The following is a 13700-nucleotide window of genomic DNA, read 5'->3' as shown; positions in this document are numbered from 1 at the left end:
CCTTGTTCAGCCCAGCAGGTCGTCCACGTAGCACCAGCGCCATTCCTCGCCCGGTTCGATGCTCCGCATCACCGGGTGGCCCGTCTCCTTGAAGTGCCGGCTGGCGTGCCTCCCGGCCGAGGAATCGCAGCAGCCAACGTTTCCGCACGCGAGGCACATGCGCAGGTGCACGGGGGTTGTTCCCTCGCGCTCGCAGCCGTCGCAGGACGGACCATCCGGGACGGGCGACGGCATGGCGGCCGTCAGGTGGTCACAGACGCCGCCCGGCTGGGACAACCCCTCACCCCCGCCGCCCTCCTCCGCAGACTCGAGTTCGTGGAGCGATGCATCGAGCATGGACTCCTCGACATCCAGCCGCTCCAGGACCTCGCTGAGCACTTCATGGGCGAAGTCCCCGCCGCGCCTGAGCTCCAGGACCTTGTCCCGTTCAGCCTCCAGCATCGCCATCCGCAGCTGCGCGTAGCGCTGGCTGGGGGTTGCCGCTTCGGCGGAGGACCTGCCCAGGCGTTCCCATGCCGCCAGCCCCCGCTCCTGGGTCCGCCGCCGGAGCATGTCCATGACCTCGGGCGGGTCGCTTTCGCGCCTCAACTGCTCCAGCCGCTCCATCCCGGCTGCGGTGGCCAGCTGCATCAGCGAGGCCTGGTTCAGGGCATCCTCCCGCCTGTCCGGTCCGGGGAGACCCAGCGCCCGGACCAGCGCGGGCAGCGTGAAGCCCTGCAGCACCAGTGTTCCGGCCACCACCACCATGGCGGCCAGGACCAGCACGTCACGGTGCTCCAGGTCGCCGGGCAAGGTCAGGACCGCGGCCAGGGTGACCACCCCGCGCATGCCGGCCCAGGACACGATGGCGGGGAACTGCCAGGGCGGTGCCGGGTCCGCCCGCTGAACGGAAGGAATCAGGCGGGGCAGGTACGTCGCCGGAAAGACCCACACGGGGCGCAGCAGCAGCACCGCCAGCAGGATAACGGCGCAGCCGAGCCATACCCGGCCCGCACCCAGCGAATCGTCCTGGACGCTGTCGATGATGGTCCGAACCTGCAGGCCAATGAGGAGGAACACCGCGTTCTCCAGCAGGAACTGCACGGTGTCCCAGTTGCTCCGGGCGCTTTGCCGGGCGGCGCCGTTGGGCATCGACGGCGCCTTGGTGCCCATCACCAGGCCGGTCACGACGACGGCGAGCACACCGGACGCGTGGATGGCCTCGGCGGGGAGGAACGCGACGAAAGGCGCCATCAGCGACGTTGAGGTGTTGATGGCGACGTTGCTGATCCGTTTCCTGATTTCGGTCAGGACGTACGCCACGGCGAGGCCCACCGCCAGGCCGCCGCCCGCTGCCACGACGAAGCCGCCCGCCACATCCAGCGCTGACACCGAACCGGCGATGGCCGCCACGGCGGCCCGGAGGCACACCAGCGCGGTGGCGTCATTGACCAGCGACTCGCCTTCCAGGATGTTCACGATCCGCCGCGGCATGCCCACCTTCCGTGCGATGGCCGTGGCCGCCACCGCATCCGGGGGGGCCACCACCGCGCCCAGGGCGAAGGCGGCGGCCAGCGGGATTTCCGGGAACAGCCACCACACCACCAGCCCCACTGCCAGCGTGCCGAAAATGACGTAGCCCACGGACAGCAACGCTATGGAGCGGCGGTTGGTCTTGAAGTCGAACAGCGAAGTGCGGAAAGCCGCCGCGTACAGCAGCGGCGGCAGCAGGCCCACGAGCACCAGTTCCGGGTTCAGCTCCACCTGCGGAATAAACGGCAGGAAGGAACCGGCCACCCCGGCCAGGACCAGGAGCAGTGGGACCGGGATATTCAGTTTGCGCCCCGCGGCGCTGCCGGCGCACACCACAGCAACGATCACCAGCAGGCCCAACGCGATGTCCATGAGGTTAGTCTCGCACTCCGCAGCGGATGCTCTGCGGACTAGGCTGGCATCATGACTGCTCCGCTTCCTGACCAGGCACCGAATCCCGCGCCTGTACCCGCACTTTCCATGCGTGGCCTGGCGAAACGGTTCGGGGGAAAAATCGCGGTGGACGGCCTCAGCCTGGAGGTGCCGGCGGGTTCGTTCTTCGGAATCGTGGGACCCAACGGCGCGGGCAAGACCACCACGCTGTCCATGGCCACGGGCCTCCTGCGGCCGGACTTCGGCACGGCAGTGGTGCATGGCGTGGATGTCTGGCAGCACCCGTTGGAAGCCAAGCGGCTCATGGGGATCCTGCCGGACGGCGTCCGCCTCTTTGACCGGTTGACCGGGGAGCAGCTGATCACCTATGCCGGGCTGCTGCGCGGCATGGACAAGGCAGTGGTGGCCGCGCGGGTGGGCGAGCTGCTGGCCGCCATGGACCTCACGCAGGACGCGGGGACGCTGGTGGTGGACTACTCCGCCGGCATGACCAAGAAGATCGCCCTGGCGTCCGCCCTGATCCACGCCCCACGGCTGCTGGTCCTGGACGAGCCGTTCGAAGCCGTGGACCCGGTATCGGCCGCGAACATCCGCTCCATCCTGGACCGTTACGTGGATTCGGGCGGAACCGTCATCGTGTCCAGCCACGTGATGGACCTGGTGCAGCGGATGTGCGACCACGTTGCCGTGGTGGCACGCGGCCGGCTGCTGGCGGCCGGCACAGTGGACGAGGTGCGCGCCGGGGCCTCCCTGGAGGACCGGTTCGTGCAGCTGGTCGGAGGCCACAGCCATACGGAAGGGCTGGAATGGTTGCGCACCTTCTAAGGCTGAAGCTCACGCTGCTGCGCAACGGCCTGCGGCGCAGCCCCTGGCAGCTGGTGGGCATGGCCATCGCCGGGCTGTATGCCCTGGGGGTGGTGGCGACCTTGGTCCTTGCCCTTGTCCTGCTGCGCAGCGCGGGCAGTGAGGCCGCGCACACGGCAATTGTCCTGGGTGGTTCCGCCGCCCTGCTGGGCTGGGGCGTGGTGCCGGTGGTGGCGTCGGCCACGGACATGACCCTCGATCCCGCACGCTTCACGACCTTCGCGATCCCTATGAAGCAAATGCTCACCGGTCTTGCCCTGGCCGGGCTGATCGGCATCCCCGGCCTGGCCACCGTCCTGGTGGGCCTGTCAACGGTGGTGACCTGGTCCCGCGGTCTGCTCCCCGCGCTCGCCGCCCTGCTGGGTGCCTGCCTGGGCATCATGACCTGCGTCGTCCTGGCCAAGGTGGTCACCACGGCGACGGCGAGCCTGGCCGCATCCCGGCGCTTCAAGGACGTCAGCGGCATCGCCTTAATGGTGCCCCTGGTCCTGCTGGGCCCCATCGTGGCATCGGTTGGCCGCGGCATCACGGCCTCGGCCGGGTTCCTGCCCGGGTTCGCCGGGACACTGTCCTGGACTCCGCTCGGCGCGCCCTGGGCACTCGGCGGCGACGTCGCCTCGGGCCGGCCCCTGCAGGCCGCGGCGAAGCTGCTGCTCTCCCTGGCGGTCCTCGCCGTCCTGGCCTGGTGCTGGAAGCTGCTGCTCGAGCGGGCGCTGGTCACGCCGCCCTACGCCGGCGCCGGGAAGCGCCGCGGCGGCAGGCTTGGCTTGTTCGGCGTCCTGCCGGCCAGCCCCACAGGTGCAGTGATGGCAAGGTCCCTGACGTACTGGGTGCGTGACCCGCGGTACTCGGGTTCGCTGGTGGTGATCCCGCTGCTGCCGGTGGTGCTGGCGTTCCAGGGAACGCAGACCGGCAGCTACGGCAGCCTGGCCTTCCTCGCCCCGATTGCGGCCTTCATCCTGGCCTGGTCCATCTCGGCCGACGTCTCCTATGACAACACCGCGTTTGCGCTGCACCTGGCCACCGGGGTCCGCGGAGCGGCGGACCGGCTGGGACGGGCCCTGGCGTGCATGACCTTCGCCCTTCCCGTGGTCCTGGTGTTCTCCGTCGGGTATGCCGCGTTCACCCGTGACTGGGCTGCGCTGCCGGGCCACCTGGGGTTCAGCCTGGGGATCCTCTTCAGCGGGCTGGGCCTGTCCTCGGTGGTGTCGGCCCGGTACACGGTCACGGTGCCGCTGCCGGGCGACAGCCCGTTCAAGAAACCGCCGGGCAACGTGGGGCAGACCCTGGCCGTGCAGTTCGTGGGAATGCTGGTCCTGCTGGTCCTGGTGCTGCCCGAGGCAGCGCTGCTGGTGGCACAGGCCGTCACGGGCAGTGCCCTCTTCGGCTGGCTCAACCTCGCCGTGGGAACGGTCCTTGGCCTGGGCCTGTTTCTCGCAGGGGTGAGGCTGGGCGGCAAGTGGCTCGATGCGCGGGGCCCCGAACTCCTGGCGCAGGTAACCGTCAACCGCTGACCGCTCCAGGGAAGGGACAATATGGAAATCGTGATCCTCGGCGGCAACCGGCAGATCGGGCGGCTGGCTGCCGACGCCATCGAGCAGCTGGTCCGGCGCAAGCCCGGCGCCGTCCTGGGCCTTGCCACCGGGTCTTCTCCGCTGCCCGTCTACGACGAGCTGGCGGCCCGCCATGAACAGGGCCTGGACTTCAGCCGGGCCTCCGCGTTCGCGCTGGACGAGTACGTTGGCCTGCCGGCCGGCCATCCGCAGTCCTACCGCGAGGTGGTGCGCCGGGAGTTCACCGACCGGCTGAACATCCCGCCGGAAAACGTGCATGGCCCCGACGGCGCCGCCGCGGACATCCCCGCGGCCTGTGAAGCCTACGAGCAGGCCATCGCCGCGGCAGGCGGGGTGGACCTGCAGCTGCTCGGCGTCGGAACCGACGGGCATATCGGGTTCAATGAACCGGGCTCGTCCTTCGCGTCCCGGACCAGGATCAAGAGCCTGGTCGAACAGACACGCCGGGACAACGCGAGGTTCTTCACCCGCCTCGCGGAGGTGCCGCACCACGTCATCACCCAGGGCCTGGGCACCATCATGGCGGCGCGGCATGTCATCCTGCTGGCCACCGGGGCGCAAAAGGCGCAGGCGGTCCGCGACTTCGTGGAAGGGCCCGTGGCGGCCATCTGTCCCGCTTCCGTGCTGCAGTTCCATCCGCACGCCACGGTCCTGCTGGACGAAGCCGCGGCGTCGGCCCTCAAACTGGCGGACTTCTACCGCCACACCTATGAGAACAAGCCCGCCTGGCAGGGCCTGTAACACCGTTCCGCAGGTGCCGGCAGGGTGCCCGGAAAAGTACGACGGCGGCCGGTGCCGGACCCCGGCACGGGCGTGCCGCCGTCGAACGCGCCGCCGGTGGAAAGGCTAAGATGGATGCCATGACTAGCATGACGGACCCTCTCGAGAACGACCCGATGCGCGAGCTTTCCGGGGCTGGAACGTCCACGGCCACCATTGAGCGCGAGGAACTGCGCCAGGAAGTGGAACCCGGGGACCGGGAGCGCTTCTCGCACTATGTGCGGAAGGAAAAGATCATGGAGTCCGCACTGACCGGGGAACCGGTCATTGCGCTGTGCGGCAAAGTCTGGACCCCGGGGCGGGACCCGCAGAAGTTCCCGGTCTGCCCCACCTGCAAAGAGGTCTACGAGGGCCTCCGGCCGGGCAATGACGGCGGCAATGGTCCCGGAGGGGACTCGGGCAGCAACAAGTAGTGACGGAGACGCTCTTTGGCGGCCCCACCCTGCCTCCGGCCTACCCGGAACGCGCAGCCTGGGGAACCGCCCCGAAACTCCGTGCCTGGCAGCAGGAAGCCCTTGACCTCTACCTGCAGAACAGCCCCCGCGACTTCCTCGCGGTGGCAACCCCGGGTGCAGGCAAGACCACCTTTGCCCTCCGGATCGCCTCCACGCTGATCGATTCGGGTGCCGTGAACCGCGTGACCATCGTCGCGCCGACGGACCACCTGAAACGCCAGTGGGCTGACGCCGCCGCCAGGGTTGGCATTGCCATCGATCCCAATTTCAAGAACTCCGACGGCCAGCACGGCCGGGGGTTCATCGGCGTCGCCGTGACGTACGCTCAGGTGGCCAGCAAGCCCCTGCTCCACCGCGCCAAGACCGAGGCCGCGCGCACCCTGGTGATCCTCGATGAGATCCACCACGGCGGCGAAGCCCTGTCCTGGGGTGACGGACTGCGCGAGGCGTTCGATCCGGCTGTACGGCGGCTCTCCCTCACCGGAACGCCGTTCCGTTCCGACACCTCGCCTATCCCGTTCGTGGAATACGCGGAGGACCGGGACGGCATCCGGCGGTCCAAGGCCGACTACACCTACGGCTACGGCAACGCCCTGCGGGACCACGTGGTCCGTCCCGTGATGTTCATGGCGTACTCCGGCCAGATGCGCTGGCGCACCAGCGCGGGCGAGGAGATGGCGGCGTCCCTGGGCGAGGCCGCGGTCACCAAGGACATCACCAGCCATGCCTGGCGCACCGCCTTGAATCCGGCGGGGGAGTGGATCCCCGCGGTCCTGGCGGGCGCGGACAAGCGGCTCAGCGAGGTCCGCCGCACCGTCCCCGACGCCGGCGGCCTGGTCATCGCCACCGACCATGAGGACGCCCGCGCCTACGCCGGCCAGCTCAAACGGATCACCGGCGAGTCGCCCACCGTCATCCTGTCCGATGACGCCAAGGCGTCGAGCAAGATCGAGGAATTCTCGGCCGGCGACAAGCGCTGGATGGTGGCCGTCCGGATGGTGTCCGAAGGCGTGGACGTCCCCCGCCTGTCCGTCGGCGTCTATGCCACCTCAACCTCCACGCCGCTCTTCTTCGCCCAGGCCGTGGGACGCTTCGTGCGTGCCCGCAAGCGGGGCGAGACCGCGTCCGTCTTCCTGCCCTCCGTGCCGCAGCTGATGGCCTTGGCCAACTCCATGGAAATGGAGCGGGACCATGCCCTGGACCGGCCGGAGAAGGAAGACGGCGACGGCCTGTTCAACCCGGAAGACTCGCTGATGGAGGAGGCCAACCGCGAGGAGAAGGCCTCCGACACCCTGACCAAGGGCAAATTCGAGGCACTGGATTCGCAGGCTTCCTTCGACCGGGTCCTGTTTGACGGCGGCGAGTTCGGCACCGGCGGCGAAGTGGGGTCCGACGACGAAATGGACTTCCTGGGCATCCCCGGCCTGCTGGACGCGGAACAGGTGGGAACGCTGCTGCGCCAGCGCCAGCACGAGCAGCTGAACCGGAAGAACCGGAAGAAGCCCGCGGCGGAAAGCCAGGTCCCGGCTGTGCCCGATCACCGGATGCTGATGGACCTCCGCAACGAACTGGCCAAGAACGTCGCGGCGTGGGCTGCGCGGACTGGTACGCCCCACGGCGTGGTCCATACCAAACTGCGCACCGTCTGCGGCGGGCCGCCCGTGGCACAGGCCAACGAGGAGCAGCTGCAGGCACGGCTGCGCAAGCTCCAGGACTGGTTCATCGGCCGCAAATAGCGGTCAGGCGATGTCAGCTCCGCCAAGCTCCATCTCGGCTACGGCGTCTTCGAGGTCCTCCGCAATGCCTGCGGTCAGCGACCGCACCACGGTGACGCCGTAGCCGGCCTGGACGGCGTCGAGCGCGGTGGCCTTCACGCAGTAGTCCGTGGCAAGCCCCACCACCACCACGTCCTCCACGTCGTGGCTCTGCAGCCAGTCGTCGAGGCCGATGGCGTCCCCGTCAGGGTCCGTGATGTCCAGGCTGCCCGGCATCCCGCCGGCCTGGCGTTCCCCGGTGGGGACGGCGTCTTCCGGGGCCAGCAGGCCTTCGAACCCCGAGTAGGCGGCGGCGTACTGGCCCTTCCGGAAATAGGCGTCGATGTACTCGGTGTCCAGGTCCGGGTGGAGTTCGGCCCCGCGCGTGCCCGCGACGCAGTGCGGCGGCCAGCTGTCCTTGTAATCGGGGGAGTCGGAGAAGTGGCTGCCGGGCTCGATGTGCCAGTCCTGGGTGGCCACCACGTAGTCGAATTCGCTGTTGTGAGCGTCCAGGTATTCGCTGATGGCACCGGCCACCGCCGCGCCGCCGGTGACGGCGAGCGAGCCGCCTTCACAGAAGTCGTTCTGGACGTCCACAATGATCAAGGCGCGGGACATCAGTTCTCCTCGTAGATGGTGGGGATCGCGGCCTCACCGCGCTGCAGGCGGTTCACCACCGGGGGCAGTTCCCGCATGGAGTCCGCGTGGCGCTGCCGTGCACGGAGCACGCCCTCATGCCCGGTCCAGCCCGGCAGCAGTTCGCCGTTCTTCATGAACTGCTGCAGCAGCGGCCGGTCGTTGCCGTCGTCCTCCGGCCGGTGCCCCACGCCCACCACCTCTGCGGTGGCGGTGCCCCGTTCGTCCAGTTTCCGCAGTGCGTATTTCCGGCCGCCCACGCTGGCCTTGTTCTTGGCGGCCTTGGCGACGGACACGAAATTCCCGTTGTCGCCGGTCCGGCTGACCAGCTTGTACACCATGCTGGCGGTGGGGGCGCCGGAACCGGTCACCAGGGAAGTCCCCACGCCGTAGGAGTCAACAGGGGCTGACTGGAGTGCCGCGATGGCGTATTCGTCCAGGTCGGAGGTGACCACGATCTTGGTGTGTTCGTTGCCCAGGTCGTCCAGCAGCCGGCGCACCCACTGTGCCTGGGCCACCAGGTCGCCCGAGTCCAGCCGGACGGCGCCAAGCCGCGGCCCTGCCAGGTCCACGGCCGTGCGGACGGCCTTTTCGACGTCGTACGTGTCCACCAGCAGGGACGTGCCGTCGCCGAGCGAGGCAATCTGTGCCTCGAAGGCCTCACGCTCGGAGTCGTGCAGCAGCGTGAACGAGTGGGCGGCAGTGCCCACGGTCTTCACGCCGTAGCGGATGCCCGCTTCAAGGTTGGAGGTGCTGTCGAAACCGGCGATGATGGCCGCCCGCGCGGAGGCGGTCGCGGCCTCCTCGTGCGTGCGGCGCGAGCCCATTTCGATGCAGGGCCGGCCGCCCGCTGCGCTGACCATGCGGGAGGCTGCGGAGGCGATGGCGGTGTCGTGGTTGAGCACGGACAGCAGGTAGGTTTCCAGCATGCAGGCCTCGGCAAACGAGGCCTCCACGATCAGGATGGGGGAGTTGGGGAAGTACGCTTCGCCCTCGGCGTAGCCCCAGATGTCGCCGGTGAACCTGTAGGTGGCCAGGTAGTCGAGGGTCTCCTGGTTGACCACCCGGGTGCGCTCCAGGAACGCCAGTTCCGCCTCGCCGAAACGGAAATTCGCGATGCCTTCCAGGAGACGTCCCGTGCCGGCCACGATGCCGTAGCGCCGGCCGTCGGGCAGCCGCCGCGCAAACGCCTCGAACACCGACCTGCGGTGCGCCGCCCCGGAATGGAGGGACGCCTGCAGCATGGTCAGCTCGTAGTGGTCGGTGTAAAAGGACGTGCGGGGATGGTCCCAGCCGGCTGAGGTGCTCACGAAAGTCACTCTAATCCCCACCGGCTCCCAAGTCTCGCTCCGCTTCGCCGTGGGGCCCTCGCCGGTGTGGGCCCAACCCCCACATAGAATGGACAGATGACCATAAGCGTTGCGCCCGGCCCTGCTACGCAGGAGGGCACCCGGACCGGCACAGCAGAGTCCACCGACTCGCTGACCGCGCCGGACATCCCCTGGAACCTGGTGATCTGGAATGATCCCGTCAATCTCATGAGCTACGTCAGCTATGTCTTCCAGAGCTACTTCGGCTATTCGGAGAGCAAGGCGAACAAGCTGATGATGGAGGTCCACAGGAAGGGCCGGTCCATCGTGGCCTCGGGGAGCAAGGAACAGGTGGAACGCCACGCCGTTGCCATGCACGGATTCGGCCTCTGGGCCACCGTGGAGAAGGCCAGCGGCGGTTCCGGCGGCAAGGCAGGCAAGTCCGGTGGCCCGGGCCAGGGTAAGGGGAAGCGTGGCTAAGGCATTCAAATACGGACTCAAGGGCATTACCGGCTACCTTGAACCCACCGAACGGGACCTGCTGCGCAGCCTGATCGACGACGTCATCTCCATGCTGCAACCCGAGGACCGCACCGGGCAGGACCCGCTGGCGGCGCTGATCGGCCTCGACATGGATGTGGCGGAACCGACGGACCGTGCCGTTAAGCGGCTGCTCCCCAACGTGGTGAAGGACGACGGCGCCGCGTCCCTTGAGTTCCGCCAGCTCACCGAGCGGTCGCTGCGGGAAACGAAGATCGGCGCACTGCGGGCAGCTGCGCTGGACTTGGACAAGGACGAGATCGTGCTGACGCCCGAAGGGGCCAAGCACTGGTCCATGGCGTTGAACGATGTGCGCCTGGTCCTGGCCGAGCGGCTGGACATCCGGGACGAGGCCGACGCCGAGCATGTCCACCGCATGCAGGACTGGTCCCAGGCCGAGGACGTGGAAAGCTACCTCGCCCTGGTCTACAACTTCACCACCTGGCTGCAGGAGTCCCTGGTGCAGGCCATGCTGCAGTCGATGGAATCCCGCCGGTGAGGCCCGGCGGCCAGGGGGAGGCCGTCCAGTGTGACGCAGCAGACACGAGTTGCTGGACACAAGATCATGGCTGACGCTTCCGGGAACACCTATCCTCGAATAATCATGACTACAGTCCCGAGCACGGAACCACCGGCAGAAACACAGCCCGCGCCCGACGGCAGCGGACTTCCGGCCGCGGCTCCGGAAAACCGTCCCATCGGCGTCTTCGACTCCGGTGTCGGCGGGCTTACCGTGGCCCGCTCCATCATCGACCAGCTTCCCAACGAGTCCATCCTCTACGTCGGGGACACCGCCCACGGCCCCTACGGGCCCCTCCCCATCGCCGAGGTGCGCGCCAACGCCCTTGGCGTCATGGACGAACTTGTGGACTCCGGCGTCAAGCTGCTCACCATCGCCTGCAACTCGGCGTCGGCCGCTGTTTTGCGGGACGCCCGGGAGCGGTACACCGCCAAGTACGGCATCCCGGTCATCGAGGTCATCCAGCCCGCGGTGCGGCGCGCCGTCGCCGCCACCCGGTCGGGAAAAGTGGGCGTCATCGGCACGTCCGCCACCGTAGGGTCGCGTGCCTATGAGGACACGTTCGCCGCGGCTCCGGACCTGGACATCACCTCGGTGGCGTGTCCGGAGTTCGTCAGCTACGTGGAGGCAGGGGTCACCACGGGCCCGGCCCTGCTGGCGGTCGCGGAGGAATACCTGGCGCCGCTGAAGTCCGCCGGGGTGGACACCGTGGTCCTGGGCTGCACCCACTATCCGCTGCTGACGGGCGTCATCTCCTATGTCATGGGCGCCGACGTCACGCTGGTGTCCAGCGCCGAGGAGACGGCCAAGGACGTCTACCGCGCCCTGGCCACCCACAACCTGCAGCGCACCTCGACGCTCCCGCCCGAGCACCATTTCGTGGCCACCGGCGACGCCCGGCAGTTCGAGGTGCTGGCCCGGCGGTTCCTGGGCCCCGAGGTGCTCTCCGTCCGCCACGTGGACCACGTCGCCGCCCAGTACCCCACGGGCAGCCTGGCCCGCATCACCCCTGAAATGATCGCTGCCGCGCAAAGCGCGCAGGACCGGCCGCGGATTTCCAACTTCGTGGGCGGCGGGCTCGCCGGCGCCCGTCCCGCGGGACCGGCCCTGTGAAGCTGACCATCGTCGGATGCACGGGCTCCTTCCCGGGGCCCGGTTCCCCGGCGTCCTGCTACCTCCTGACCGCCACCGACGGTGACAGGACCTGGAAGGTGGTGATGGACCTCGGCAGCGGGGCCCTGGGGGCCATCCAGCGCTACACGGACCTGGAGGACATCGACGCGATCTTCCTCACGCACCTGCATCCCGACCACTGCATGGACCTGTGCGGGCTGCACGTCGCCATCCGCTGGAAGCCCGGCGGTTGGGGCCGTGGGCGGATTCCGGTGTGGGGGCCGGCCGCCACCGCCGACCGAATGGCCACCGCCTACGGGCTGCCCCTGGACCCGGGCATGCACGAAGAATTCGACTTCACCAACTGGACCGAGCGTGAATCCGTAACAGTGGGCCCGTTCACGGTCACCCCGTTCGCCGTCAACCACCCCATCGAGGAGGCTTACGCCCTCCGGGTCGAGGTGGTCGAGCCCGGCAAGGACGGCACCCCGGTGTCCCGGGTCCTGACCTACTCCGGCGATACCGATTCCTGTGCCGGCCTGGAGGAAGCGGCCAAGGACGCCGACCTGTTCCTGTGCGAGGCTGCCTTCGAGGAAGGCAGGGACGATGGCATCAACGACGTCCACCTGACGGGCAAGAGGGCCGGGGAGGCTGCCGCCGCGGCCGGGGCCCGCCGGCTCCTGCTGACCCATATCCCCGTGTGGACCTCCCAGACCACGGTCATGGCAGAAGCGCGGCCCGTGTTCCCGGGCGACGTCGCGGTTGCCGTGGCCGGGGTGCACTACACCATCTAGGCGGACCGCGCCCGGCGTCGGCCGCACCGGCACTCGATAAGCTAAAGGCATGACATCTGAAGCAACTGCAGTGCCCATCGTGCGTGCCGACGGCCGCGCCCCCGACCAGCTCCGGCCCATCAGCATCACCCGCGGATGGTCCAACCAGGCTGAAGGCTCGGCGCTGATCGAGTTCGGCAACACCAGGGTGCTGTGCACGGCCTCCCTGACCGCCGGCGTCCCACGCTGGCTCAAGGGCGAAGGCCGCGGCTGGGTGACCGCCGAATATGCCATGCTGCCGAGGGCCACGAACACCCGGTCCGACCGCGAGTCCGTGAAGGGCAAGATCGGCGGCCGCACGCATGAAATTTCCAGGCTGATCGGGCGCTCGCTGCGATCCATCATCGACACCAAGGCCCTCGGCGAAAACACCATCGTGCTGGACTGCGACGTGCTCCAGGCGGACGGCGGCACCCGCACGGCGGCCATCACCGGCGCCTACGTGGCGCTGGCGGACTCCATCCGGTTTGCCCGCGACAACAAGCTCATTGCCAGGAACGCCCAGCCCCTCCTGGACACCATCGCGGCCGTGTCCGTGGGCATCATCGATGGCGTCCCCATGCTGGACCTGCCGTACGTGGAGGACGTCCGGGCGGAAACGGACATGAATGTGGTGGTCACCGGTTCCGGCAAGTTCGTCGAGGTCCAGGGCACGGCGGAGGGCGCCCCGTTCGACCGGGACGAGCTGAACCAGCTCCTGGACCTGGCCCTCCTGGGCACCTCGGAGCTGGCCGCCATCCAGCGCGAAACCCTGGCGGACACCCTGTGAGCAGCCCCGCTCCGCGGCTGGTGCTGGCCACCCACAACAAGGGCAAACTCCGCGAGCTGCGCGAACTGCTGCGCGGGCAGGTGCCGGGGCTCGACGTCGATACGCAGGTGGTGGACGCGGCGGCGGCGGGTGCGCCGGACGTCGTCGAAACAGGCGTGACCTTCGCGGAGAATTCGCTGCTGAAGGCACGCGCGGTTGCCGCTGCCACCGGCCTGGTGGCCATCGCCGACGACTCGGGACTCGCCGTGGACGTCATGGGCGGAGCACCCGGGATCTTCTCTGCCCGCTGGTCCGGACGGCACGGGGACGATGCCGCCAACCTTGAACTGCTGCTGAACCAGCTGTCCGACGTTCCGGACGAACACCGCGGTGCCGCGTTCGTGTGCGCCGCCGCCCTGGCCATGCCGGACGGTGCGGACGGCCCGGGCCGCGAAGTGGTGGAGTACGGCCAGCTGGAGGGAATCCTGCTGCGCGAGCCGCGCGGCGCCGGAGGGTTTGGCTACGACCCGGTCCTGCAGCCCGCCGGCGAGGACCGCAGCTGCGCCGAGCTCTCGGCTGAAGAAAAGAACGCCATCAGCCACCGCGGCAAGGCCTTCCGGGCACTCCTGCCCTCGATTGTGGCGGCGCTGGAGGCAGCCAGCTAGGAG

General features: G+C 68.9%; 14 protein-coding genes. 11 read left to right on the top strand and 3 right to left on the bottom strand.

What is annotated here, in order from left to right:
- Positions 1–6 precede the first annotated feature (6 nt).
- Positions 7–1884, bottom strand: a complete 1878-nt coding sequence (locus tag PUN71_RS03435) for a Na+/H+ antiporter (RefSeq protein WP_043453376.1) — start codon at positions 1882–1884, stop codon at positions 7–9.
- A gap of 51 nt (positions 1885–1935) precedes the next feature.
- On the opposite strand from PUN71_RS03435, the gene PUN71_RS03430 reads away from it, so the two are divergent.
- The 5 genes from PUN71_RS03430 to PUN71_RS03410 all read left to right on the top strand — a co-directional run bounded on the left by PUN71_RS03430 (position 1936) and on the right by PUN71_RS03410 (position 7314).
- A complete protein-coding gene (locus tag PUN71_RS03430; protein ID WP_043453373.1) occupies positions 1936–2730 on the top strand; it encodes an ABC transporter ATP-binding protein in 795 nt (264 codons plus the stop codon).
- Positions 2712–4283 (top strand): transporter, encoded by a 1572-nt coding sequence (locus PUN71_RS03425; RefSeq protein WP_277797362.1) that lies wholly within the window; start codon positions 2712–2714, stop codon positions 4281–4283. Before PUN71_RS03430 ends, PUN71_RS03425 begins: the two co-directional genes overlap by 19 nt.
- Before the next feature lie 21 nt (positions 4284–4304).
- Positions 4305–5084, top strand: coding sequence for a glucosamine-6-phosphate deaminase (gene nagB, locus PUN71_RS03420; protein WP_043453367.1), 780 nt, complete (start codon positions 4305–4307; stop codon positions 5082–5084).
- Positions 5085–5203: 119 nt separating this feature from the next.
- Positions 5204–5536 carry a DUF3039 domain-containing protein gene (locus tag PUN71_RS03415; RefSeq protein ID WP_430929410.1) on the top strand — a complete coding sequence of 111 codons (333 nt, stop codon included), beginning with the start codon at positions 5204–5206 and terminating at the stop codon, positions 5534–5536.
- Entirely contained in the window at positions 5536–7314 is a 1779-nt protein-coding gene (locus PUN71_RS03410) for a DEAD/DEAH box helicase (RefSeq protein WP_277797361.1), read from the top strand. The genes PUN71_RS03415 and PUN71_RS03410 overlap by 1 nt, the downstream gene beginning before the upstream one ends.
- A 3-nt stretch (positions 7315–7317) precedes the next feature.
- Here PUN71_RS03410 and PUN71_RS03405 read toward each other — a convergent pair whose 3' ends face one another.
- Together PUN71_RS03405 and PUN71_RS03400 are read right to left on the bottom strand one after the other, a co-directional pair.
- Positions 7318–7950 (bottom strand): isochorismatase family protein, encoded by a 633-nt coding sequence (locus PUN71_RS03405; RefSeq protein ID WP_277797360.1) that lies wholly within the window; start codon positions 7948–7950, stop codon positions 7318–7320.
- A complete protein-coding gene (locus PUN71_RS03400; RefSeq protein WP_277797359.1) occupies positions 7950–9278 on the bottom strand; it encodes a nicotinate phosphoribosyltransferase in 1329 nt (442 codons plus the stop codon). The genes PUN71_RS03405 and PUN71_RS03400 overlap by 1 nt, the downstream gene beginning before the upstream one ends.
- Before the next feature lie 96 nt (positions 9279–9374).
- Here PUN71_RS03400 and clpS point away from each other — a divergent pair, with 96 nt between their 5' ends.
- From clpS to rdgB, 6 genes are all read left to right on the top strand, one after another.
- Complete coding sequence (clpS, locus tag PUN71_RS03395) at positions 9375–9758, top strand: ATP-dependent Clp protease adapter ClpS (protein ID WP_043453357.1); 384 nt, start codon at positions 9375–9377, stop codon at positions 9756–9758.
- Complete coding sequence (locus PUN71_RS03390) at positions 9751–10317, top strand: DUF2017 domain-containing protein (protein WP_043453355.1); 567 nt, start codon at positions 9751–9753, stop codon at positions 10315–10317. The genes clpS and PUN71_RS03390 overlap by 8 nt, the downstream gene beginning before the upstream one ends.
- Before the next feature lie 105 nt (positions 10318–10422).
- The gene (murI, locus tag PUN71_RS03385) at positions 10423–11451 is read left to right on the top strand and encodes a glutamate racemase (RefSeq protein WP_052260217.1); all 1029 of its coding nucleotides are present in this window, start codon (positions 10423–10425) and stop codon (positions 11449–11451) included.
- The gene (locus PUN71_RS03380) at positions 11448–12245 is read left to right on the top strand and encodes an MBL fold metallo-hydrolase (RefSeq protein WP_043453349.1); all 798 of its coding nucleotides are present in this window, start codon (positions 11448–11450) and stop codon (positions 12243–12245) included. Before murI ends, PUN71_RS03380 begins: the two co-directional genes overlap by 4 nt.
- 49 nt (positions 12246–12294) lie before the next feature.
- The gene (gene rph, locus PUN71_RS03375; protein ID WP_043453347.1) at positions 12295–13053 is read left to right on the top strand and encodes a ribonuclease PH; all 759 of its coding nucleotides are present in this window, start codon (positions 12295–12297) and stop codon (positions 13051–13053) included.
- Positions 13050–13697 carry an RdgB/HAM1 family non-canonical purine NTP pyrophosphatase gene (gene rdgB / locus PUN71_RS03370; protein WP_277797358.1) on the top strand — a complete coding sequence of 216 codons (648 nt, stop codon included), beginning with the start codon at positions 13050–13052 and terminating at the stop codon, positions 13695–13697. Before rph ends, rdgB begins: the two co-directional genes overlap by 4 nt.
- The last annotated feature ends 3 nt before the right edge of the window (positions 13698–13700 follow it).

Source organism: Arthrobacter sp. NQ7 (genome assembly GCF_029581595.2).
Lineage (GTDB): Bacteria > Actinomycetota > Actinomycetes > Actinomycetales > Micrococcaceae > Arthrobacter > Arthrobacter phenanthrenivorans_B.
Note: the sequence above shows the minus strand (reverse complement) of the source record. Positions and strands in the feature narration are given on the sequence as shown.